Here is a 23,545-nt window from a genome sequence, read left to right on the forward strand (position 1 = left end):
ACCACCATGGGCTCCGCGAACACCGACTCACGCGTGCTATCCCACACTTGGGAGGAAGCCCGGGCGTTGGCCTATGAGGTGGCACGGCCGCTGCCGGTTCATAGCGTGCCGTTGGCCCAGGCGCGTGGTCGAAAGCTGGGCGCAGACGTACTGGCCCTCCACGACATGCCCCACTATGCCTCCTCCGCCATGGACGGTTGGGCAGTTGCGGGGAGCCCGCCGTGGATTCTTGCCGATCCCGGCCGGCGCCTGATGCCCGGCCAAGCGGCACCCATTCTTACCGGCGGTCTCATTCCCGCCGGGGCCAAGGCCGTGCTGAGGAGTGAATCGGGTGAACTTGCTGCGGACGACGACGGCCTGCCGGTGTTGGTCCGCAGCGGTGCCGCCCGTCCCGGGGAGCCGCGGAACGGCCAGCACATCCGGCCCGCCAGCGAAGAGGCGGCAACTGCCGAGCTTCTGATCAAAGCCGGTGTCATACTCAACCCCGCCCATCTGGCGTTGGCGGCGCTGGGCGGACACGACGAACTGCCGGTCCTGGGCCGGCCCGCCGTGTCGTTGGTGCTGACAGGGGATGAAGTAGTCCCCAGCGGCATTCCGTCCCCCGGCATGGTTCGGGACGCCTTCTCACCCCAGCTGGGCGGCGTGGTGGAAATGTTGGGAGGCGCCGTCGTCGGGCTCCAACGGGCGCCGGACAAGCTAGCCGCCATGCTCGCAGCGCTTGAGGACACCGACATTGAACCCGCCGACGTCGTCATCACCACCGGCGCCACCGGACGTTCTAGCGCGGATTTCCTGCGCGCGGCCCTCAACCATATGGGAGCCACCTTTCACATCGATTCCATTGCCATGCGCCCCGGCCACCCCACCCTGCTGGCCGAACTGCCCGACGGCCGGTTCCTGCTGGGACTGCCCGGCAACCCCCTGGCCGCCATGATCGGGCTGCTGAGCGTCGGCGCCCCACTGCTGGCGAAGCTCGGCAGCCTGCCGGCTCCCGGCCTTTTTGAGGTGGCGTGCGGCTCACCCATCAAGGAATACCAGGGGCCCACCCGCCTGATGCCCTACCGGCTGGTGTACGGGCTGGCCTCGCCGTCGGCCTACACGGATTCGGCCATGCTGCGCGGACTGGCGGCGGCCGACGGCGTCATGCTGGTACCCCCGCACGGCGCCAAAATGGGTGAGACGCTCACCGCGATGGCCCTGCCATGGACCTAGCCATGACGTGCGCCGACGGCCGGGTGCTGGGCGGGCGGCATTTCCCCGTGCCCAGCGGCGCGGAACGACTTGGCACCGTGGTCATCGCCTGCGCCACAGCGGTCAAGGCCAACTACTACCACCGCTACGCGGCGTTCCTGGCGGACCACGGATTCGACGCCGTCACCTTTGACTACCGGGGAATTGGCGAGTCACGCGATGGCTCCCTGCGCAGGCAAAAGGTGCGCTGGTATGAATGGGGATCCCTGGACATCGACGCGGTGCTGGCCTGGGCCCTGGAACGATCGGGCGGGCTGCCCGTGCACCTGGTGGGGCACAGCTTTGGCGGCTTCGGGGTAGGCCTGGCTCCCCATGCAAGCCAGGTGCAACGCATCCTGACGGTGGGCGCACAGCACGCGTATTGGCGTGATCTGCGCTTGCGGCACAAGGTGGGCCACTGGGCCAGGGCGGCGGTTGCCGTGCCGCTGGTGGGCATCTGCGGATACTTTCCAGCCAAACGCCTGGGCCTGATGGAAGACCTCCCAGGCGGCGTGGCCGTTGACTGGGCCCGCAGCCGCAAGGACTTTACGACGGCGGCCAGCGGCGCCCAGCGCGAGGCCCTCTTGACGAGCCTTGCCGGCGTCACGGCGCCGATCCTGGCGATCGCCCCGAACGACGACTCCTACGCCACAATCCCCGCTATGGAAAGGGCCGTGGCCTATACCCCAAACAGCGCCGCCCGCATCATCCACCTGCGCCCGCAACAGTACGGCGAAACCGCCCTGGGCCACTTCGCCCTCTTCCACAGCAAGTACAAGGACACGTTCTGGGAGCAGACGCTCGAGTGGCTCCGCGACGGCACCTGGGCCGATCGCTGAAGCCTCGCGCGGTGTGCTGGGCGGCGTCGCCGCCATTTTTCCGGCGACTATCCGACGCGTCGGCCGCGGGCGGCCTTTGGCATCTCCTTTACGTCGCCTACAAAAAATGTCGGTGTCGCCGCCGGCCACACTGCATCCGGCGACTCAGCCCGCGCTAGACGAGGGGCTCTAACCGGACGACGACTGACTTGGACGTTGGTGTGCCGCTGACGTCGGCCTTGGAGTCGAGGGGGACCAGGACGTTGGTTTCCGGGTAGTAGGCGGCGGCGCAGCCCACGGGGGTGGAGTAGGCCACCACGCGGAAATCCGGCGCCCGTCGGTCCACGCCGTCCTTCCATTCGGAGACTAGATCCACCATGGCGCCGTCGGCAATGCCCAGGGAGTCCAGGTCGGCCTGGTTGACGAACACCACGCGGCGCCCGCCCTTGATGCCGCGGTACCTGTCATCTTTGCCGTAAATGGTGGTGTTGTACTGGTCGTGGGAGCGCAGGGTCTGCAATAGCAACCGCCCGGCCGGTACCTTCGGGTACTCCAGGATGTTGGCCGTGAAGTGAGCCAGACCTGACTCAGTGGGAAACGATCGTGAATCGCGCGGGCCGTGAGGGAGGATGAAACCTCCGGGGCGGTCAATTTTCGCTTCGAAGTCGGCAAAGCCGGGCACCACCTTGGCGATGTGGGCGCGCACCAGTCCGTAGTCCCCGGCCAGTGCCGCCCAATCCGCGGCTGGCGCGCCCGGGCGGGTGCCGCCGTCGTCGGTGGAAAACAGGAGCGTGGCGAGGCGGCAGACAATGGCAACCTCTGAAAGTAAGTTGCTCGACGCCGGTGCCAGACGCCCGCGCGATGCATGGACGGCGCTCATGGAGTCCTCGACGGTGACGCGCTGATCGCCGCCGGCCTGGGTGTCCCGTTCGGTCCGGCCCAGGGTGGGCAGGATCAGTGCCTGGCGGCCGGTGACTAGGTGCGATTTGTTCAGTTTCGTGGAGATCTGCACGGTCAGGGCCATGCCGGAGAGTGCTTTCTCGGTGACCGCGGAGTCAGGGGTGGCGCGCACAAAGTTACCGCCCATGCCCATGAAGACGCGGGCCTTTCCGTCGCGCATGGCCTCGATGGCTGCGACGGTGTCGAAGCCGTGGGCCCGGGGGGAGGTGAAGGAGAATTCGCGGTCAAGTGCGTCATGGAAGGAGGCCGGCATGCGTTCGAAGATGCCCATGGTGCGGTCACCTTGGACGTTGGAGTGGCCGCGGACCGGACACACTCCGGCGCCGGGCTTGCCGATGTTGCCCTGTAGGAGCAAGACATTGACCACGTCGCGTAGCATGGCCACCGAGTGTTTGTGCTGTGTCAGTCCCATAGCCCAGCAGACCACCGTGGCCTCGGACGCCAGAAGCCTGGCTCCCGTGGCACGGATCTGGGCCTCGCTCAGGCCGCTGGCAGTGACGATTTCCGCCCACGTGACTTGTTCAAGCTGCTCCAGATATGCCCCAAGACCGGTGGTGTGCGCCTCGATGAAGGCCGAATCGAACACCCGTCCTTCGCGTGAGGATCCCGGCCGGCGCTGTTCCTCGAGCAGGAATTTGCCCAGCCCCTGGAACAAGGCCTGGTCGCCGCCAAGCTTGATTTGCAGGAAGTCGTCGGCCAGCGCGGTCCCGCCACCCACCAGTCCGCGGACGGTTTGGGGATTCTCAAAGCGCATCAGCCCGGCTTCCGGCAGCGGATTCACCGCCACAATGACGGCGCCGTTTTTCTTGGCCTTCTCCAACGCGGTCAACATGCGGGGGTGATTGGTGCCCGGGTTTTGCCCGGCGATGATGATCAGTTCCGCCTTGTACATGTCTTCCAACGACACCGAGCCCTTGCTGATGCCGATGGTCTCGGTCAGTGCGGAGCCGGAGGATTCGTGGCACATGTTGGAGCAGTCCGGCAGGTTGTTGGTGCCTAGGCCACGCACCATGAGCTGGTACAGGAACGCGGCCTCGTTGGAGGTGCGCCCGGAGGTGTAAAAGATGGCCTCATTGGGGTCTTTGAGCCCCTTGAGTTCGTCGGCCAGCAGCCCTAAAGCGCGCTCCCAGGAAACGGGAACATAGTGGTCGCTGCCTTCGGCAAGGAACATGGGATCGGTCAGCCGGCCCTGCTGGCCCAGCCGGAAGTCATCCCAGTCGCGCAGTTCGCTTAGCGAATGTTCTGTAAAGAACGACGGCGGAACTCGCCTCTTCGTGGCTTCTTCGGCTACCGCTTTGGCCCCGTTTTCGCAGAACTCGGCCGTGTGCCGTTTGTCGGCTTCCGGCCAGGCACAGCCGGGGCAGTCGAAACCGTCCTTCTGGTTCACCTTGAGCAGGGTCTGTGCGGTGCGCAGTGGTCCCATCTGGTTAAGGGAGACTTCCATTGAGTGCAGGATGCCGGGGATGCCCACGGCCACCTTTTTCACGCGACCCACCGCCAGTTGCTGCTCGTCGATGTTTTCTTGGGGCGCTTTGCCGGCCATGATGGGTCCCTTCGCCATTGAGGATCTACTCTGATCATAGACGTGTTCGTTTTTTGGAGGATTGTATGGGACGACTGATTCAACGGGTCAAGGCGACAAGAATCGATGTGCGCGAAGGCCGCAGGGTTTTACGCGAGGAGGTTTTGGCCGCCGAGGAGCCGCTGGAGATCCGGCTCGGTCATGAGTCGTTCAGTGTCACTATGCGAACTCCCGGGGACGACTTTGACCTGGTGGCAGGGTTCCTCGTATCCGAGGGCATTGTCTTTGAGGCCGAACAACTGATTTCGCTGCGCTTTTGCGCCGGCGAGGACGAGAACGGTCAGCAGACTTTCAATGTGGTGGAGGCGCAGCTGCGCCCCGACGTGGCCCTGCCGCTCGCCGCTGCGCAGCGTCACGTGACCACCACCAGTGCGTGTGGGATCTGTGGCACGGCGTCCATCGACGCCGTGCGCAAATCCTCGCACTTTGAGCTGAGCGCCCAGCCCGAGGACTCGCTGATCGACGTAGTGGTGCTGGCTGGCCTGCCAGATATTTTGCGGGAGCAACAGAAACTGTTTGAGAAAACTGGTGGCGTCCACGCAGCAGGCTTGTTCACTCCCGAGGGGGAGCTGCTTTCGGTGCGGGAGGATGTGGGCCGCCACAACGCCGTGGATAAGGTCATCGGGGCCGCATTCCGCGACAAGGCGCTCCCTCTGGGGAACACGATCTTGCAGGTTTCGGGCAGGGCCTCCTTTGAGCTCGTGCAAAAGGCGGCCATGGCGGGGGTGCCGGTGCTCGTGGCCGTGAGTGCGCCGTCGTCGTTGGCCGTGGAACTGGCCAAAGAATCCGGGATCACTTTGGTGGGCTTTAGCCGTGGAAACACCATGAACGTGTACACGCATCCGGGGCGCGTGGGCTGACACTAGCCTGACCGCCTGAGGCTAGCTGAAGCGGGCGCGGATCTCATCCAGTGACGGTTGGGAGTCCATGCCAATGGCGTTGGCCCGGATGCCTTTCTCCTGTCCTTCTTCTGCGAGGAAGAAGTTGAGCCGGGTTGCGCCCAAGATGCCAGCGGTCGGCTCCACCAGCGCCCGCAGGACATTCTCCATGATGGTTTCGGGGCTCCCGGCGTCGGGCTTGGTTCGCACTGAAACGCGAAGGCTGGCACCCAGTCCCTGGATGGTCTTGTACTCCACCAATGTACTGGCAACGCCGTCCACGCCGTCCACAGCTTTTTCAATCGTGGCGGAAATGTCGGCCTCACTGGGGCGGCTGGGTGCGCAGCCGCTGGCCATGACGGCCAGGATTCCGGCGGATGCGGCCAAGATGGTTCGTCTTGCAATCATGGGGCTACGTCCTGACATTGATTTTTCGCCTAGTGGGAGGCAGAGGCTAGCCATTTGAGCTGGCGTAGTCCAGAATTTCCTGCACAGTGGGGGATTGCTGCAGGCCGACTGTCGTGGGGTTGATGGTGTTCTCCTGTCCCTCTTCGGTCACTTGGAACGAGACGCCTGTGGAAGTGTTCATGCCTGCGGAGGCGCCGGCAAAGGCGATCAGAGAATCATGCAGTACCGTCTCCAAGGATGCGGTCCCGGCTGCGGCGGTGATGCGTACATGAGCCGTGGACCCCATGCCGGTGGTGACGCTGTATCTCGCATTCACGTCCACAACGTCTGAAACCTGGGAGATCGCCGATTTCAGACTCTCCGCCACGGTGCCGGAATCGCCTGTTTTGCCGCTCCCGCAGGCTGCCAGCGTCCATGCGAGCAGTCCCAAGAGAATGAACATGGTGGTCTTCTTGACCATGCGTTGGGTTCCTTCTGAAGAGTTGTTGCCGTTCTTCTGCAAGATGAGGGTTAGCTATTTGAGCTGGCATAGTCCCGAATTTCCTGCACGGTGGGCGTCACGCTCAGACCGAAGTCGTCGGGGCCGATCCCGTTTTCCTCATCGCCCTCGCTGAAGACGTAGTACGCCACGGAAATGGTCCCCGTGGTGGAACCGGATGCCTTGGCAAACGCATGTAGTGACTCATCCAGCACGGTTTCCAGGTCGACATCCGTTGCGGCTGTGATTCGCACGCGAAAGCTGGAACTCATTCCGGGTGTGTTGAGGTACTTGGTCTCAGTGTTGATTACGCCGGGTATCTGGTTCAACGCTGAATCCACGTTTTTGACGAGCGTGGAGCCGCTACTGCAGCTGACCAAGAGGGCGGCCGCCACCGCAACAAGAACAACTGCAATGATTCGTCGCACCACGGGATCCCTTGTTTGTTGCCGGGGAACTAGTCAATAATTGACCAGCCGTCCACGGCAAATATGAACTTGGATTCCACGCTACGCCAGGACCGCATCCGCGGCGATGGGCACAACACCCCATGATCAGAGCCGCGCCTGCGGCCGGTGGCGCTAGATTTCGTGCAGCAGCCGGCGCACGAACTGCTGGGTGCGTTCCTCTTTCGGCTCGCGCAACACCTGGCTGGCGGGGCCGCGCTCCACCACCACACCGCCGTCCATGAACACCACCTCATCAGCGGTTTGGCGGGCAAAAGCCAGCTCGTGGGTGACGATCACCATGGTCCAGCCGTCGTCGGCCAGTTCCTTGATGACTGCCAAAACATCGTCCACCAGCTCCGGGTCAAGGGCCGAGGTGGGCTCGTCAAAGAGGAGCAATTGCGGTTTGAGTGCCAGGGCCCGCACGATTCCCACCCGCTGCTGCTGGCCACCCGATAGCTCAAAGGGGTAGGCGTCGCGTTTCTCCAGCAGGCCGACGCGTGCCAGCAAGGCCTCCGCCTCGGCGACAACCTCGGCGCGCGGCCGTTTCTGCACCCGAACCGGCCCTTCAACCACATTTTGCAGCACGCTCATGTGCGGGAAGAGGTTGTAGTGCTGAAATACCATGGCGCTGCGATCACGCAGTGCAGCCACCTCTTTGGGGCTGACCTTTGTTTCAAAATCAAGGGTCAGCGAAGGCAGCTGGGATTCGACGTCGACTGGTCCGCCCTCGCCGTTGGTGCCGCGGGCACCCACGGTGACCGATCCGGCGTCGGGCATCTCCAAACCATTAAGGGAACGCAGGATGGTGGTCTTGCCCGAGCCCGAAGGCCCGATCAATGCCACCACTTTGCCCCGGGGCACGTCGAGGTCGATGCCGCGCAGCACCGTATTGGTGCCGAAGGACTTGCTCAGGTTACGGACCTGAAGGACTGGCTCAGTGGGCGACATAGCGATCCAACCTCTTTTCCAGACGGGTCTGTGCCGTGGACAGCGCCAAGCAGATAACCCAGTAGATGAGCGCCGCTTCAAGGTAGAGAAGCATGAATTCCTGGCTGAAAGCCGCCACCTGCTGGGCTACCCGGAACATCTCCGTGACAAGGATCAAAGACGCCAGCGAGGTGTCTTTGACCAAGGAAATGAACGTGTTGGACAGCGGCGGCACCGACACCCGCGCCGCCTGCGGCAAGATGATGCGCAACAGCGTCTGATTGCGGGACATGCCGATCATGTGTCCGGCCTCCCACTGCCCTTGGGGGACCGAGAGGATGGCTGCGCGGATGACCTCGGCCGCGTACCCGCCCACGTTAAGTGAGAAGGCGATGATGGCGCTGGGCCAGGGATCGATCTTCACACCAATGGCCGGCAGCCCATAGAAGATCACGAACAGCTGCACCAACAGGGGGGTGCCGCGGATGATCGAAACATAGAACCGGCCGACGCCGTTCGCCAGCTTGTTGGCGCTGATTCGCATCATGGCGACCAGCAAGGCCAGCACCAAACCCAGGGCGAACGAGGCCAGTGCCAAGGGAATGGTGCCCTTGATGGCGCCGAGCAGCAGTGGGCCCAGGGAACTCCAAAACAGATTAAAGTCCATGGCTGAACCCTAGCCCCTGCTGCCCGCCATGCCGGAAATTATTTGCTGACGTCTTGGCCAAAGTACTTTTCACTTATTGTCGCCAGGGTGCCGTCGGCCTTGAGTTCGGTCACTGCTTTGTCCACCGCTGCGGTCAATGCCGTGGAGCCCTTGCGGAAGGCAAAGGCGGACTCGGAGGAATCCTTGGTGGTGGCGGCGACCTTCAGCCCGGAGTTCGGGTTGCTGACCTGGTAGTCAAGGAAAGTGAGCTTGTCATTGACAATGGCGTCAACACGGCCATCCTTCAACAACGAAACGGACTGAGCCCACCCCTCCACCGACTGCACGTTGGCGCCGCTTTGCGTGGCCAGGGTGTACCAGTTGCTGGTCAGCGACTGCGCGGTGGTCTTGCCCTTCAAATCATCGAAGGACTTGATGTCATTGGTGCTGTCCTTGGTGATGATGACGCCCTGGGAGACCGTGTAGGGGGTGGAAAGATCGTACTTCTTTTGCCGCTCGGGGTTGATGGTGACCTGATTGGCGACGGCGTCGAAGCGTTTGGCTTCCAGGCCGGCAAAGATCGAATCAAATTGGGTTTCTTCGAACTTGGCCTTGACGCCTAGCTTTGCGGCAACCGCGGTGGCAACGTCGACGTCGTACCCCGTCAGATCGCCGGCCCCGTTGGCGTGGAAGCTAAACGGCTTGTAGGTGCCCTCTGTGGCGAACACGATCTGCCCTGCGCTCTTTACGGCGCTCAGGGAGGTGTCCGTGCCGGAGGAATCGCCGGCGCCGGACGTAGCGCCGCAAGCGGCAAGGGCGATCGACGCCGCCGCGAGCATGCCAACAAGTCCAAAAGTACGACGATTCATTTCAGCTGATCCTTATGTTGTGGAGGTTTTGTGATGCCCGCCTGATTGTGTGGGGTGGGGGCCGCCCATGGTTGGACGCTATCACTGTCAAACGCCAAAACAAGAGGCAATATTTCCCTTTGTTACGCAATTGTGAAGCGCGTGATTTGACTCACGCATTTAATCTGAGCTAGCCATCGCGTTCATGACGTGTTCAAGGTGGTGCTGGCTCCGGTGTCTGACCGTGCTGCAATGATGACGGAACGGGGAATTTTGCTAGGTGCTTTGGAGGTTTAAGCTGGTAGCTTGCCCGCACAACTATTGAAGGAACACACGCATGAGTATGGAAGGCGCGGCATGGAGCTCACTTTGGAGCACCATGCGCTCAGACAAGGGCGACGGAGGCATCTCCAAAGACACGCTGCGGCGCACCATCCAGTTCGCCAAGCCGTACAGCCGCAAACTGCTTGTGTTCGTACTACTCTCGGTGGTATCCGCGGCACTGGCAGTTGCCACACCCGTATTGGCGGGGCAGGTGGTGGACGCGATCGTAGCCAAATCCGCCGTGGATGTGGTGGTGAAACTAGCCGGGCTCATTGCGCTGGTGGCGCTCCTGGATGCGGGATTGTCCCTGGTGATCCGCTGGATCTCGGCCAACCTGGGTGAAGGGGTCATCCTTGACCTGCGCACTGCGGTGTTCGACCATGTCCAGCGCATGCCCATCGCGTTCTTCACCAGGACCCGCACCGGAGCCCTGGTTAGCCGCCTGAACAACGACGTCATTGGTGCCCAGCAGGCGTTCTCCGGCACGCTCTCCGGCATTGTCTCCAACTCGGTGCAACTGGTCCTGACGTTGATCGTCATGCTGAACACGTCGTGGCTGGTGACCGTGCTGGCCCTGGTGCTCCTGCCCATCTTCTTGATGCCGGCACGCCGCTTTGGCCGTCGCCTGGCGGGATTGCGCCGCGAGGCGGCCAATCTGAACGCCGACATGAGCACGCAGATGACCGAGCGCTTCTCCGCCCCCGGCGCCACGCTGGTGAAACTGTTTGGCCGCCCCGCGGAAGAATCACGCGAGTTCGCCGCTCGGGCCAGCAGGGTTCGTGACATCGGTGTGCGCACCGCCATTATGCAGTTCGTCTTTTTCACCGCACTGATGCTGGTCTCCTCCCTGGCCCTCGCGCTGGTTTACGGGCTGGGCGGCGCGCTGGCCATTGGCGGGTCGCTCAACGCCGGCGACGTCGTTGTCCTGGCCCTGCTGCTGACCCGCCTCTACGCCCCACTGACCGCGCTGGCCAACGCCCGCGTAGACATTATGAGCGCCCTGGTCAGCTTCGACAGGGTGTTCGAAATTCTGGATCTGAAGCCGCTGATTGTCGAGAAGTCGACAGCGGTTTCGGTGCCGCCAGGTCCACTGGCGGTCGAGTTCTCCGACGTCCGTTTCGCCTACCCGTCAGCCGATAAGGTCTCCTTGGCGTCGCTGGAAGACGTAGCCGTGCTGGACACCCGCGGCGGGGAAGAGGTGCTTCACGGGATTTCGTTCAAGGCCGAGCCGGGCCAGACCATCGCCCTAGTTGGCTCCTCCGGTGCTGGCAAGTCCACCATTGCCCAACTGCTGTCCCGGCTGTACGACGTCGATTCCGGCAGTGTGCGCATTGGTGGGGTTGATGTGCGGGACCTGTCCTTCGACGGGCTGCGCGCAGGAGTGGGCATGGTCACTCAGGACGGGCACCTGTTCCACGAATCGATCCGCTCCAATCTGCGCCTGGCCAAGCCCACCGCAACGGATGAGGAGATCTGGGACGTGCTTCAAAGAGCGCGCCTGGAGGACTTTGCCAAGGCCCTGCCGGACGGCCTGGACACCGTGGTGGGGGAGCGCGGCTACCGGCTGTCCGGCGGCGAACGCCAGCGCCTGACCATCGCGCGTCTGCTGCTAGTGCAGCCTGCCGTGGTCATCTTGGATGAGGCGACGGCGGCCCTTGACTCCACAAACGAGGCCGCGGTTCAGGCCGCCCTGGGTGAGGCGCTGGAAGGCCGCACGGCGCTGGTGGTTGCCCACAGGCTCTCCACCATTCGCACCGCGGACGTCATCCTGGTGGTGGAAGGCGGAAACATTGTGGAGCGCGGGACGCACGAGGATCTCATTGCCGCCTCCGGCCGCTACGCCGAGCTGCACGATACCCAGTTCGCACAGGCGGTGGCGGCGGTGACCGAGGCTGGAACCAGCGAGGCCGACCAGAGCTAGCTTGTAACACCAGCTGCAAAGGGGCCCGCGGGTCCAAGTGTTCCTCACTCCTGTCCGGGCAGAGGAGCCCTTGGATGCGCGGGCCTTCTTTGTTTGGCGGACGTAATATTTCGGCGATACGCTACGAATCGTTTCGGAATTATCGATTTCATGCCACACTTCACAGTGTGACCCAAGACACCATTAAAGCCCCGGGTCGTCCCCAGGACGACGAACTCACGGAGAAGATCCTCTGTGAGACTGTGCGCGTACTCCAAGAGAGCGGCTACGCGGGTCTGCGCATTGAGCAGGTGGCCGCTGCGATCGGATGTGGCAAAACCACCATTTACCGCCGGTGGCCCACCAAGGCCGAACTCACGGCGGCCGCAATCACCTTTCACGTCAAACTGGGGGAAATCCCGGACACCGGGAGCCTCGTTGAGGATCTCATCGAACTGGCGTGGCAAAACGCCGAAAATCATGTGCCCAAGCCTTGGGCAAAAGCCGCACCTCATGCCTTGTGGGCCGTCCTTGTTGTCCCGGAAGTACGGGAGATTTTTGGCCAAGGGTTCCTTGCCGACAGGCGAACGATGTGGCTGTTTGCGCTACAGCGCGGCATCGAGCAAAAACAGTTGTCTGTTGGCGCCGATCTCAACGCAATCATCGATCTTATTGCCGGATTCGCCACGCAGCGCACCCTCATACTGAACGTCGCTATGCGCAAATCCGATTTCAAACCCATCGTGGAAGCGCTGGTCGCCAATCCGCCACTACAGGCCGACGCCGAACTGTAAACGGCGGGTTCGCTGGCACGTGCTTTCTTTCCTTATGAGTAGGTCTTCAGGAGAAAACCATGTCCTCATCTAGTCCGAAGACGACGGGAGCCACCGGCGTTCCGCTCAAAGTGGCTGCCATCGTCGGATTCCTCGTCTTCGTAGAATTCACTAGTGGCTTCATTCAGGGCTTCTACATGCCCTATGTTTGGCTCCATCGCCAAACACTTCAACGTTTCAGACGCCGACATCACCTGGTTCAACACGCTCCAGACCCTGGCGGCCGGAGTATGTGTCCCCATTTTGGCAAAACTTGGTGACATCTTCGGGCACCGCCGTGTGCTGCGAATTTCAATCATCACGGTGCTTATTGGAGGACTCTTGGTGGCCTTGGCACCCTCCTTCGAGTGGGCCTTGCTGGGGCGGGTGTTGACAGGGCCACTGGCCGTCTGGCTGCCCCTGGAAATTGCGCTGGTCCACAACAAGATCACCGGCGACACGGCCCGCAAGTCGATCGGCCTGTTGGTTTCCGCGCTGACCATTGGTGCCGTCTTTGGAACACTTGCCTCGGGTCTGATAGCGAGCCTTGTTTCCAGCATGACCATCTTGTTGCTGGTCCCCGTGGCGATCACGGTTCTCTGTGTGATCATCGTTTACACGAAGGTGCCCGAGTCCGATATTCGCACCAACCCCAAGATTGACTACATCGGCTTTGTGGGACTGGCGATCTTCATGATGGCACTGCTGTGGGGCCTGCGCTCCGCCCAAGGCACCGGCTTTGGCTCGGCCGCGGCCATCGTACCTTTAGTGATCGCCGCCGTCGTGCTGGTGGCCTGGGTTCTCTACGAACTCCGCGTAGACGTCCCGGCCATTCACGTCCGTTTGGTGACCTCAAGGGCGTTGTGGCCCGCCTATGCCACGTCGTTCTTGTTCGGCATGGTGCTCTTTGGCACGCAAACCATCACCACCACATTCTTAGCGGGCAACCCGGATTTGGTGGGCTACGGCTTTGCCTTCAAGCCGGGGACCATCGCACTGTTTAGCGCGGGTTCGGCGCTCTTGGCAGCCGTGGGAGCCTCAACGTTCGCCTACCTTGCCAAGCCCCTGGGCATGCGCGGGGTCCTGGTGACAGCAACACTTCTGGGAGTCGCTGCAAACCTCGTACTGATCTTTGGCCACGATTCTGTTGGATTGGTTGTTCTGAGCACCGTCTTGAGCGGTCTGAGCGGCGGATTCTTGCTGGGGGCACTGCCGGCCCTGGTCGCCGAGGTATCACCCAGTGATCAAACCGGCATCGCCACGGGTGTCTACAACTCACTCAAGACCCTGGGTGGCTCCGCCGCGGGGGCCATATTTGGTGTCATTCTGGCCAGCTTCGCCATTTCAGGCACAAAATCCTCCAGCTTGGGCGGTTACCAAACCATTTGGGCCATGTGCGCGGCGGCCTTCATCGTCTGCGTGTTCACCCTGATTTTCATGCCCAAGCCGCGTCACGACCTCAGCGAGTTGGTGGCGGAAGACGTTTCGGTCCCCTGAACCTTGTTTTGATCACTCCTTGAAAGGAAAAGTTAGATGTCATTCGTAGAAGCAGGGGCAGCACTGCTGCCCGATCTTGTAGCCCTCCGCCGTCAACTCCACGCAGAACCAGAAGTGGGGCTTGAACTGCCCAAAACGCAAGCCCGCATCTTGGAAGCCTTGGAAGGTCTGGGCCTGGAAATAACGCTCGGAACCAAGACCACCTCGGTGGTGGCCGTGCTGCGTGGCGCACAGCCAGGCCCCACGGTCTTGTTGCGAGGCGACATGGATGCCCTGCCCGTGAAAGAACTGACGGGTCTGGAGTACGCCTCTACCAACGGAAACATGCACGCCTGCGGCCATGACCTGCACGTCTCAGGACTGGTCGGTGCCGCACAACTGCTCACCGCGCGTCGTGAGGAATTGCACGGCAACGTCATCTTCATGTTCCAGCCCGGCGAAGAAGGCCACAACGGCGCTGGAGTCATGCTGGAGGAGGGACTATTGGATGCCACTGGCCAGAAGCCTGTGGCCGCCTACGCCATCCATGTTGGCCCCGGACCCAAGGGAACTTTCATGACCAAACCCGGCCCTATGCTGGCCGGTTCCAACGAGTTGCGCGTTACCGTCAACGGACTTGGTGGGCACGGTTCCCAGCCACACCTGACCAAGGATCCGGTGCCGGCACTGGTGGAGATTGCCTCGGCCCTGCAGGTTATGGCCACCCGCAGGTTCAACGTCTTTGACCCGATCATCTTGACGGTGACACAGTTGCAAGCTGGCGAAGCCATCAATGTCATCCCGGACCGGGCCACCCTGGGAGCCACGGTGCGCACCCTGTCCAAGGAATCCACGGACAAGCTCGCCATCGAAACTAAGAAGCTGGCTGATGGTATCGCCGCGGCTCACGGTTGCACGGCCGACGTCGAATTTGTGGTGAGCTACCCGGTGACCCATAACGATCCCGACTCCGCCGCCAGCACCTTGGAGGTGCTCCGCGAACAGTTCGGGGCCGAACGCGTCCTACAGATGCCCACCCCCATGATGGGCTCGGAGGACTTCTCCCTCGTGCTGGAGCAAGTCCCCGGAACGTTCATGTCCCTGGGTTGCACGCCTGACGGGGTGGATTTGGCTACGGCCGAGTTCAACCATTCCCCGCGGGTGCTCTTTGACGACGGCGTTCTGGGCGATCAGGCGGCGGCCCTGGCCCAGCTGGCCTACAGCCACATCGGTGCGCCGGTCAGCTAGTCGTCTTTGGCTAGGGGTGCCTGGCGGTTCGGAAGTGACCTGCCGGGCCGTCAGGTGCCCCTAGTGTGCGTTTCAACTCGTTCGCGTTCAGTCGCTCGCGTTGAGGCGGGGGAGGACAAACTCGGTCAGCAATGGTGCAAGATCGTCAAAATCGGTTGCACCGGCGATGTCCATCCAGCGCAGCTCGGCAATTTCCGCCGTCGGACGTATTGCCAGGGGATCCCAGGTTCCGGGGGCCGTGAACACGGTGGCCTCGATGTCGGTGTTGGATTCATTGGCGGCGGTGCCGGTCCACACGCCCAATAGTTCAAGATCTGCGGGATCCACCCGGATGCCGACCTCTTCCACGAGCTCCCGGGCTCCAGCCTGGGCCGCACTTTCGCCGATCTCCGGTTTGCCGCCGGGGTGCATGAACTTGGTGGTGCCGGACTTACGGACGGTCAGCAGCCTTCCGGCGGGGTCGTAAATGCAGACTGCGGACACTTTCAGCACGTTTTTCACGCCTTCGATCCTAGCGAACGCGGCGCTCCATCCCGTCACTCCCCGCTCGGCTCAGGCGGCCCGCGGGGCGAACATGATGATGCTGACACCTACCAGGGCCACGAGGGCGCCGATGATGTCCCAGCGGTCCGGGGCGAACTTGTCGAAGATCATGCCCCAAACCAGTGAACCGGCAATGAAAACTCCGCCATAGGCCGCCAGGACACGGCCAAAGTTGGCGTCCGGCTGCAGGGCGGCTATGAAGCCGTAGGCGCCCAGAGCAACCACGCCCAGGACGGCCCACCACCAGGACTTGTCCTCGCGCACCGCCTGCCACACCAGCCATGCACCACCAATTTCGGCAATCGCGGCCAGGACGAACAGGATGGCGGTTTTGGTGATGGTCATGCCCTATTCTCCCAAGACCTTTGACGAGCTGCGCCCGTCGACAGCCAGGAAAACCAGGGCAAGAAGAATGGGAATGTAGGTCAGCAGAGCCGCCCACCCCAGTGCCTCGCCCAGCAACACTGAAACTCCCACGAGCAGAACCGGCTCCACATAGCTGAGTAGCCCAAATAGGGAGAGCGGGAGCCACTTGCTCGCCAGCAGGTACAGCACCATGGCGACACCGCCGAGAACGCCGATGGCGAAAACACCCCACTGGCCCTCGCCGGACCCGCCGCCATGCACGCCGTGCGGGCCCGTCACGATCAAGAAGATACCCAGGGGAAGCATGGCCAGCAGTTCCGCCCCAAACGCGGCCAGGTTGTCGAAGCCGAGTTTGCGGCGCAACACAAAGTAGACGGGGTAGCCCAGACAGACCAGCAGGGTGGGCCAGGCCAGGCCGCCTGACGTTAGGGCCTGGTGAAGCACGCCCAGACTGGCGGCGGCCACCGCCAGTTTTCGCAAGGGACTGAGCCTATCCGCAAAGAACAACCGCCCGGCCACCACCATGGTGAGGGGGAGCAGGAAGTAGCCGAAGGACACGGACAGGGCCATGCCGTTGCGCGGCGCCCACATGAAAAGCCACAATTGCACGCCCACCAGCGACGCGGCAAAGGCCCCGGGAAGCAACAAAGCCGGCCGATTGCGAACCCTAGCGAAAATGGCGCGGACCTCCGCCCGCCCCCACGCAACCAACGGCACAATGCAGGCCAGAGTGAGAAGTGTGAGCACCACGCGCCAGCCGAATATTTCTTCCGGAGTCCACCCGGGCAGGGTTCCGGCAAGGAGGAAGATCGCCGCAAAGAGTGCCGATGCTGTGACGGACACCGCCGCCCCGCGCCCGGCATTGTGAGTGCTCATATGAAGGGCCTTCGCTAACGAGCAAAAAAGACGATGCCGGGGCCAAAAAGTGCGGCCACGGGGTGAAAAGGAGTGCCCCCGCCGGGGATCGAACCCGGATCTGCCCTTTAGGAGAGGGCTGTCTTATCCATTGGACTACAGAGGCGCGTCAACTAGCCTAGCGGAACAGTATCTGAGAAAAGAAACGCACCGCGGGCGCGAAGATCTAGGAGGCTTCCGGGGCGGTCTTGCGCTTGCGGCCCAGGAACCACGCCATGCCAAGGCCCACCAGCGAAATCACCAAAAGGAACCACGAGGCAACCACCAGGGCAGAGGCCAAGGCCACAGAACCGGCGTCGAGCGTCTTCGCCGCGAGCATGCCGTCAATGGCAAAATTTCCCCAGATGGAAGCAACGGCAAACAGGATGGGGAACGCCCACAAAATCCAGCGCAGCGGCTTCTTGGCCACGTTGATGGCCACCAGCGTCATGGAGGTGATGCAAAAAACCAGCGGAAACAGCATCCCGGCCGTCTTGTGGACAAATTGCAGCTGGCCGTTGGCATCGGCATCCATGGCGGCCCGCAACGCCTCAATATGAGCCACATCGAAGCCGAACACCATCGAATCCGGCATGGACAGGCCACCGGAGAGGTCTGTCATCTGGTTCAGCGTGAGCACATGCAGGTACCAAAAGAGGAACAAACTCGCCGCCGCCCCTGCAATCAGGAGCATGTTTGCGTTGCTCTTGGGTGCGGTCGGGGTGCGTTGGATGCTGGAATTGACGGCGGCGGCACTGGGGGGAGTGGCCTGCCCGCCATGTTTGGCGGCGCGTTGCGCGGGAGTTTTAGCCATGAAACCATTATCGCGCAGATTAGTGTGGGTACATGGCCGAACAACTGGACCCCCGCCTCAGTGACCCACAGCTCGCCGCAGCCCTCGTGCGCAACGCTGGAGGGCTTGCCCTTTCCATCCGCGACCGCGGCTTGCTGGAATTGCGGGACACCGCTGCCCAAAAGACCTCCGTCTCCGACGTAGTCACGGCCGCGGATCTGGCCGCCGAAAGCTACGTTGTGGAGCAGCTGCGACACTGCCGCCCGGAGGATTCCATCCTGGGTGAGGAGGGTGCCGGGCATACGGGAACCTCGGGGCGGGTCTGGGTGATTGACCCCGTGGATGGCACCTACAACTTTTACAGCGGCTCCACCTATTGGTGTTCGGCACTGGCCCTGGTGGATGCACCCGGTTCCTTCACGGCCGAGGCGTTGGCTGACGCGCACGTACTGATCGGCGCCATCTACCAGCCGCAGGAAGAGAAACTGTGGCTGGGAGGATCCCTGCAGGCCGCTACCCTGAACGGCAACCCCATCGTCGTGGATTCACGCCAGCAGCTGAGCCAGCTGTCGGCAGTCACCTACATCCACCCGAGCTGGCTGGCAGATCCCCGCGCGGCACGCCCTTGGCAGCACGCGGCCGAACAGCCCGCGACGCTGCGCATGCTCGGCTCCGGTTCCTGCGATCTAGGCCGCGTTGCCCAAGGGGAACTGGGTGCCTGGTTCCAGCACAGCGCACCCGCCTGGGACTGGCTCCCCGGTAAGGGGATTGTGCGTGCGGCGGGCGGGGACACCGGCGTCGTTTTGGTCAACGGCCTCAACTGGTTTGTGGCAGGACCGGCCGGCGCCGTCGCCGAACTCAAAACCGCCCTGGAGTCCGGGGAACTTTAGCGGACTTGTCCACAACCGTGCCCGGTTCAGTGCCTACTGTCAGTGCGGCCAACTAGACTGGTAGGCACCATGGATATGTTGTTTGACCCCTACGCCAAAAAGCCCAAACCCGCAGCCGTTCGGGCCCAGCACAGTCTCCACGAGAGCCTGCACTCCGAGCTACCCGCCTGGACGCCCTCGGACAACGAGGACCCCGGAGCGGACGCGCCCGAATCCGCAGGGACCTCGTTGGGTGCGCCCGGATTCGCCGAACCCGCATTTGGCGAGCACTTATTCGGTACTGCCCCGGCGCAGGAGCGTGGCGCCAGCCGCTGGCCCGAGCCGGAGGAACTGCTGGAGGGCATGAACCCGCAACAGGAAGCCGCGGTGGTTCATGCCGGCTCACCGCTGCTCATTGTGGCAGGGGCCGGTTCTGGAAAGACCCGTGTTCTCAGCCACAGGATCGCATACCTGTTGGCCACCGGCCGGGCCCACCCTGGCCAGATCCTGGCCATCACCTTCACCAACAAGGCCGCCGCGGAAATGCGCGAGCGCATCACGGCACTTATTGGCGAGCCCGCCAAGACTATGTGGATCTCCACTTTTCACTCATCGTGCGTGCGGATTTTGCGGCGCGAGGCCAAGATCATTGGGCTCAATACCAACTTCTCCATCTATGACTCTGCCGATTCCCTGCGGCTGATCACGCTGGTGTCCAAGGGGCTGGAGCTGGATCCGAAGAAGTTCGCGCCCAAGGCCATCATGCACAAGATCTCGGCGCTGAAGAATGAGCTCATCGACGCCGATGAAAACTCGGCAGGAACCAACTTCAACGACCCGTTTGCCGCCGCAGTGGCCGAAGTCTACTCCGGCTACACACAGCGCCTGCGCCAGGCCAACGCCATGGACTTTGATGACCTCATCGCCCAAACCGTGTACATGTTCCGCGCCTTCCCCGGCGTTGCCGACGCCTACCGCCGGCGCTTCCGGCACGTTTTGGTGGACGAATACCAGGACACCAACCACGCCCAGTACGCATTGGTGCGCGAGATCGTCGGCGAGGAAGCCGGCTCGGTATCGGCCACCGGAAACGTTGCCCTGGAACCGGCCGAGCTGACGGTGGTGGGCGACTCCGACCAGTCGATTTACGCCTTCCGCGGGGCCGACATCCGCAACATTGTGGAGTTCGAAAAAGACTATCCCAGCGCGGACACCATCAAGTTGGAGCAGAACTACCGCTCCACCCAGAACATTCTCAGCGCCGCCAACGCCGTAATCTCCCGCAACCCCAACCGCCGGGAAAAACGGCTGTGGACCGCAGAGGGTGACGGCGAGAAGATCGTGGGCTACGTGGCCGAATCCGAACACGAGGAAGCACGCTTCATCGCCGAGGAGATCGACAGGCTCCAGGACGAGACCGACCTCCGCCCCGGCGACGTGGCCATCTTCTACCGCACCAACGCCCAGTCCCGCGCCATCGAGGACATCCTGGTCCGCGTTGGCCTGCCCTACCGGGTGGTGGGCGGCACCCGCTTCTACGAGCGCAAGGAAATCAAGGACGCGTTGGCGTACCTGCGCGCGCTGGTCAACCCGGACGACGACGTGAACTTGCGCAGGATCCTCAACGAACCCAAGCGCGGGATTGGGGACAGGGCTGAGGGCGCCGTAGCGGCACTGGCCGAGCGCGAACGGATCTCCTTCTCCGCAGCGCTGGCACGTGCCGAAGACGCGCCGGGTATCGCCTCCCGCTCGCTGAACATGGTCAACGCCTTCGCCAAGATGATGGCTGATTTGGGTGAGGTGGCCGCCACCTCGGGGCCCGCAACAGCATTGGAAGCCGTGTTGGAACAAACCGGCTACCTGGAGGCGCTGCGTACTTCCAGTGATCCGCAGGACGAGTCGCGCGTGGAAAACCTGGCCGAGCTTCTCGCCGTCGTGCGTGAGTTTGAGAAGGACAACCCCGAAGGGACGCTGGGGGAGTTCCTGGAACAGGTGTCCCTGGTGGCCGACGCCGACCAGATCCCTGATGCCCCTGGCGGCTCCGAGGCCGAGGCTGCCGCCGCCGTGGCCGAGGCGCAGCGCCTGGGTGTTGTCACTTTGATGACGTTGCACACCGCTAAGGGTCTGGAATTCCCGGTGGTGTTCTTGACGGGCATGGAACACGGAATTTTTCCGCATTCACGCTCCGCCACGGACCCCAAGGAGCTCGCCGAGGAACGCCGGCTGGCGTACGTGGGGCTGACCCGCGCCCGTAAACGCCTGTACCTGACCCGCTCGGAGGTGCGCAGCCTGTGGGGGCAGAGCCAATACAACCCCGCCAGCCAGTTCATCGACGAGGTCCCCGCGGAACTGATCGAATGGAAACGCGAGGGAACCACGCGGGCGGCGCCCATGGGCGGGGGCGGCTTCGGGACCAGCCGCTACTCCGGTTCCTCCTGGGGTGCCGGAACCGCAGTGGGGGGGCTCGACGCCGGCCAGCTGCACGCCAGCCTGTCGGCACGGACCGCCGCGGGCCGGGTTCAGCCGCAAAAGGAAGTCATCACCGTCACCGTCGGCGACCGGGTCAACCACACCGCCTTTGGTGACGGAACAGTGACCGCAGTGCAGGGTGCCGGGGATAAGACCGTGGCAACTGTGCAGTTCAGTATTGGCGAAAAGCGGCTGCTGCTCCGCTACGCACCCGTCACTAAACTGGACGCGTAGAGGCCCGTCGTTACCCCCCCGGCCACGGCGCCGGGGGATGGCCGCGCGGGCCGGGCGCCGCCGTCGTACTCAAAAGTGTGCCCAACACCGCACACAAAGCGGCGCCATAGTGCGGCAATTGTGAGGGGAATAACCACCAGACACGGTGGCAGTAGGCCAAAATATGTGCTTTACCACTAAAGCGGTAATGTGTGAAAAGGGGTTTCGGCCCCCTTGATCACTACTTCGACGTAGAAGGACACAAATCCGTGGACCTGTTTGAATACCAGGCGCGCGACATGTTTGAGGCTCACGGCGTTCCCGTGTTGGCCGGCATCGTGGCGCACACCCCTGAAGAAGCAAAGGCAGCAGCCGAGAAAATTGGCGGCGTCACAGTCGTCAAGGCACAGGTAAAGGTTGGTGGCCGAGGCAAGGCTGGCGGCGTCAAGGTTGCAAAAACCGCTGACGAAGCGTTTGCGTATGCCTCCGACATTCTCGGCATGGACATCAAGGGCCACACCGTCAACACGGTCATGATCGCCCAGGGTGCAGACATCGCCGAGGAGTTCTACTTCTCCGTGCTGCTGGACCGCGCCAACCGCAACTACCTTGCCATGTGCTCGGTAGAAGGTGGCATGGAGATCGAGGAGCTTGCAGTCGAGCGTCCCGAGGCTCTGGCTCGCGTTGCTGTTGACCCCGCCGTCGGAATCGATGCCGCAAAGGCAGACGAGATCGTCGCCGCCGCAGGCTTCAACGCCGAGCTGGCCCCGAAGGTTGCCGCGACCATCATCAAGCTGTGGGACGTCTTCGCTAAAGAAGACGCAACCCTGGTTGAGGTCAACCCCTTGGTCCTCACCGGCGCCGGCGACATTGTTGCCCTCGACGGCAAGGTCACCTTGGATGAGAACGCTGACTTCCGTCACCCGCACCACGCCGACCTCGAGGACGCTGCTGCAGCTGACCCGTTGGAGGCCAAGGCCAAGGCTGCGGACCTGAACTACGTCAAGCTCGACGGCGAAGTCGGTGTCATCGGAAACGGTGCCGGCCTGGTCATGTCCACGCTGGATGTTGTTGCTTACGCAGGCGAAAACCACGGCGGCGTCAAGCCCGCCAACTTCCTGGACATTGGCGGTGGAGCATCCGCAGAGGTCATGGCCGCTGGTTTGGACGTCATCCTCAACGACCCCCAGGTCAAGAGCGTTTTTGTCAACGTCTTCGGTGGCATCACCGCCTGTGACGCTGTAGCCAAGGGCATTGTTGGCGCACTGGCCGAGCTCGGTTCCGCTGCGAACAAGCCGCTGGTAGTCCGCCTCGACGGCAATAACGTTGAAGAAGGCCGCCGCATCCTCAACGAAGCCAACCACCCGTTGGTCACCCTGGCCGCCACGATGGACGAGGGCGCCGACAAGGCTGCCGAGCTCGCCAACGCTTCGAAGTAGAGGTTCAGAAACTATGTCTATCTTCTTGAACAAAGATTCCAAGGTCATCGTCCAGGGCATCACCGGCGGCGAAGGCACCAAGCACACCGCCCTGATGCTCAAGGCCGGTACCCAGGTTGTTGGCGGCGTCAACGCACGCAAGGCTGGCACCACCGTCAAGCACGGCGACGTTGAACTGCCCGTCTTCGGTGCAGTCTCCGAGGCAGTTGCAGCCACCGGTGCCGACGTCTCCATCGTGTTCGTCCCCCCGGCATTCACCAAGGACGCCGTCGTTGAGGCCATCGAAGCCGGCATCCCGCTGGTAGTTGTCATCACCGAAGGCGTGCCGGTTCAGGACTCCGCCGAGTTCTGGGCACTGGCCCAGGCCAAGGTTGACGCCGACGGCAAGCAGATCACCCGCATCATCGGGCCGAACTGCCCCGGCATCATCACCCCGGGCGAGTCCCTGGTGGGCATCACCCCGAACAACATCACGGGCAAGGGCCCCATCGGCTTGGTCTCCAAGTCCGGTACCTTGACCTACCAGATGATGTACGAGCTGCGCGACCTGGGCTTCTCCACCGCGATCGGCATCGGTGGCGACCCCATCATCGGCACCACGCACATCGACGCCCTGGCTGCGTTCGAGGCTGACCCCGAGACGCTCGCCATCGTGATGATCGGTGAAATCGGTGGTGACGCTGAAGAGCGCGCGGCCGATTACATCAAGGCACACGTCACCAAGCCCGTTGTTGGCTACGTTGCCGGCTTCACCGCTCCCGAGGGCAAGACCATGGGCCACGCCGGCGCCATCGTCTCCGGCTCCGCGGGCACGGCTCAGGCCAAGAAGGAAGCCCTCGAGGCCGCAGGCGTAAAGGTCGGCAAGACGCCGTCCGAGACCGCTGCACTGCTGCGCGAAGTTTACGCAGCCCTCTAGGTTCCATGAAAGCGGGGCCCCACGGACTTGTCTGTGGGGCCCCGCTTTTTGTTTCCCCG

The 23,545-nt window shown here is 62.8% G+C and carries 22 protein-coding genes and 1 tRNA gene; 11 read left to right on the plus strand and 12 right to left on the minus strand.

The genetic code is table 11. The annotated features are described in order from the left end of the window. Positions 1 to 6 precede the first annotated feature (6 nt). Entirely contained in the window at positions 7 to 1,212 is a 1,206-nt protein-coding gene (locus tag CXQ94_RS09370) for a molybdopterin molybdotransferase MoeA (protein ID WP_104088980.1), read from the plus strand. 2 nt (positions 1,213 to 1,214) lie between these two features. Continuing rightward, positions 1,215 to 2,069: an alpha/beta fold hydrolase gene (locus CXQ94_RS09375; RefSeq protein WP_258066921.1), complete on the plus strand. Its 855-nt coding sequence runs from the start codon at positions 1,215 to 1,217 to the stop codon at positions 2,067 to 2,069. Positions 2,070 to 2,223: 154 nt separating this feature from the next. Here the strand turns inward: CXQ94_RS09375 and CXQ94_RS09380 are convergent, their stop codons facing one another. Further along, positions 2,224 to 4,551, minus strand: a complete 2,328-nt coding sequence (locus CXQ94_RS09380) for an FdhF/YdeP family oxidoreductase (protein WP_104089315.1) — start codon at positions 4,549 to 4,551, stop codon at positions 2,224 to 2,226. 65 nt (positions 4,552 to 4,616) lie between these two features. Between CXQ94_RS09380 and fdhD the strand changes: the two genes are divergently transcribed. Beyond that, complete coding sequence (fdhD, locus tag CXQ94_RS09385) at positions 4,617 to 5,450, plus strand: formate dehydrogenase accessory sulfurtransferase FdhD (RefSeq protein WP_104088986.1); 834 nt, start codon at positions 4,617 to 4,619, stop codon at positions 5,448 to 5,450. Positions 5,451 to 5,471: 21 nt separating this feature from the next. On the opposite strand, the gene CXQ94_RS09390 is transcribed toward fdhD, so the two are convergent. The 6 genes from CXQ94_RS09390 to CXQ94_RS09415 form a co-directional block, all read right to left on the minus strand. After that, a complete protein-coding gene (locus CXQ94_RS09390) occupies positions 5,472 to 5,876 on the minus strand; it encodes a hypothetical protein (RefSeq protein ID WP_104088989.1) in 405 nt (134 codons plus the stop codon). Positions 5,877 to 5,922: 46 nt separating this feature from the next. Then, the gene (locus tag CXQ94_RS09395) at positions 5,923 to 6,336 is read right to left on the minus strand and encodes a hypothetical protein (RefSeq protein ID WP_104088992.1); all 414 of its coding nucleotides are present in this window, start codon (positions 6,334 to 6,336) and stop codon (positions 5,923 to 5,925) included. Positions 6,337 to 6,386: 50 nt separating this feature from the next. Further along, positions 6,387 to 6,782, minus strand: a complete 396-nt coding sequence (locus tag CXQ94_RS09400) for a hypothetical protein (RefSeq protein WP_146070264.1) — start codon at positions 6,780 to 6,782, stop codon at positions 6,387 to 6,389. A gap of 153 nt (positions 6,783 to 6,935) precedes the next feature. After that, on the minus strand, positions 6,936 to 7,751 hold the full coding sequence (locus tag CXQ94_RS09405; RefSeq protein WP_104088998.1) for an amino acid ABC transporter ATP-binding protein: 816 nt from the start codon (positions 7,749 to 7,751) through the stop codon (positions 6,936 to 6,938). Continuing rightward, on the minus strand, positions 7,738 to 8,397 hold the full coding sequence (locus tag CXQ94_RS09410; RefSeq protein ID WP_104089001.1) for an amino acid ABC transporter permease: 660 nt from the start codon (positions 8,395 to 8,397) through the stop codon (positions 7,738 to 7,740). Before CXQ94_RS09410 ends, CXQ94_RS09405 begins: the two co-directional genes overlap by 14 nt. A 38-nt stretch (positions 8,398 to 8,435) precedes the next feature. Continuing rightward, a complete protein-coding gene (locus CXQ94_RS09415; RefSeq protein WP_104089004.1) occupies positions 8,436 to 9,245 on the minus strand; it encodes an amino acid ABC transporter substrate-binding protein in 810 nt (269 codons plus the stop codon). A gap of 316 nt (positions 9,246 to 9,561) precedes the next feature. Between CXQ94_RS09415 and CXQ94_RS09420 the strand changes: the two genes are divergently transcribed. The 4 genes from CXQ94_RS09420 to CXQ94_RS09435 all read left to right on the plus strand — a co-directional run bounded on the left by CXQ94_RS09420 (position 9,562) and on the right by CXQ94_RS09435 (position 14,984). After that, entirely contained in the window at positions 9,562 to 11,469 is a 1,908-nt protein-coding gene (locus tag CXQ94_RS09420; protein WP_104089007.1) for an ABC transporter ATP-binding protein, read from the plus strand. A gap of 167 nt (positions 11,470 to 11,636) precedes the next feature. Then, the gene (locus CXQ94_RS09425) at positions 11,637 to 12,242 is read left to right on the plus strand and encodes a TetR/AcrR family transcriptional regulator (RefSeq protein ID WP_258066924.1); all 606 of its coding nucleotides are present in this window, start codon (positions 11,637 to 11,639) and stop codon (positions 12,240 to 12,242) included. Positions 12,243 to 12,395: 153 nt separating this feature from the next. Beyond that, positions 12,396 to 13,757, plus strand: a complete 1,362-nt coding sequence (locus CXQ94_RS09430) for an MFS transporter (protein WP_146070265.1) — start codon at positions 12,396 to 12,398, stop codon at positions 13,755 to 13,757. A gap of 36 nt (positions 13,758 to 13,793) precedes the next feature. Continuing rightward, entirely contained in the window at positions 13,794 to 14,984 is a 1,191-nt protein-coding gene (locus tag CXQ94_RS09435; RefSeq protein WP_104089015.1) for a M20 family metallopeptidase, read from the plus strand. A gap of 87 nt (positions 14,985 to 15,071) precedes the next feature. On the opposite strand, the gene CXQ94_RS09440 is transcribed toward CXQ94_RS09435, so the two are convergent. The 5 genes from CXQ94_RS09440 to CXQ94_RS09460 all read right to left on the minus strand — a co-directional run bounded on the left by CXQ94_RS09440 (position 15,072) and on the right by CXQ94_RS09460 (position 17,601). Then, a complete protein-coding gene (locus CXQ94_RS09440; protein ID WP_104089018.1) occupies positions 15,072 to 15,485 on the minus strand; it encodes an NUDIX domain-containing protein in 414 nt (137 codons plus the stop codon). A gap of 51 nt (positions 15,486 to 15,536) precedes the next feature. Further along, entirely contained in the window at positions 15,537 to 15,872 is a 336-nt protein-coding gene (locus CXQ94_RS09445; RefSeq protein ID WP_104089021.1) for a YnfA family protein, read from the minus strand. 3 nt (positions 15,873 to 15,875) lie between these two features. Further along, positions 15,876 to 16,769: an EamA family transporter RarD gene (gene rarD, locus CXQ94_RS09450; protein ID WP_104089024.1), complete on the minus strand. Its 894-nt coding sequence runs from the start codon at positions 16,767 to 16,769 to the stop codon at positions 15,876 to 15,878. Between the two features lie 73 nt (positions 16,770 to 16,842). Further along, positions 16,843 to 16,914, minus strand: a tRNA-Arg gene (locus CXQ94_RS09455). A gap of 60 nt (positions 16,915 to 16,974) precedes the next feature. Next, positions 16,975 to 17,601: a hypothetical protein gene (locus CXQ94_RS09460; RefSeq protein WP_104089027.1), complete on the minus strand. Its 627-nt coding sequence runs from the start codon at positions 17,599 to 17,601 to the stop codon at positions 16,975 to 16,977. A gap of 32 nt (positions 17,602 to 17,633) precedes the next feature. Here CXQ94_RS09460 and CXQ94_RS09465 point away from each other — a divergent pair, with 32 nt between their 5' ends. The 4 genes from CXQ94_RS09465 (at position 17,634) to sucD (ending at position 23,486) form a co-directional block, all read left to right on the plus strand. Continuing rightward, positions 17,634 to 18,470, plus strand: coding sequence for an inositol monophosphatase family protein (locus CXQ94_RS09465; protein ID WP_104089030.1), 837 nt, complete (start codon positions 17,634 to 17,636; stop codon positions 18,468 to 18,470). 75 nt (positions 18,471 to 18,545) lie between these two features. After that, positions 18,546 to 21,152, plus strand: a complete 2,607-nt coding sequence (gene pcrA / locus CXQ94_RS09470) for a DNA helicase PcrA (protein ID WP_258066945.1) — start codon at positions 18,546 to 18,548, stop codon at positions 21,150 to 21,152. A gap of 248 nt (positions 21,153 to 21,400) precedes the next feature. Next, positions 21,401 to 22,570, plus strand: coding sequence for an ADP-forming succinate--CoA ligase subunit beta (gene sucC / locus CXQ94_RS09475; RefSeq protein ID WP_104089033.1), 1,170 nt, complete (start codon positions 21,401 to 21,403; stop codon positions 22,568 to 22,570). Positions 22,571 to 22,583: 13 nt separating this feature from the next. Next, positions 22,584 to 23,486: a succinate--CoA ligase subunit alpha gene (sucD, locus tag CXQ94_RS09480; RefSeq protein ID WP_104089036.1), complete on the plus strand. Its 903-nt coding sequence runs from the start codon at positions 22,584 to 22,586 to the stop codon at positions 23,484 to 23,486. Positions 23,487 to 23,545: the final 59 nt, after the last annotated feature.

Origin of the sequence: Arthrobacter sp. GMC3, assembly GCF_002929305.1 — a bacterium.
GTDB lineage: Bacteria > Actinomycetota > Actinomycetes > Actinomycetales > Micrococcaceae > Specibacter.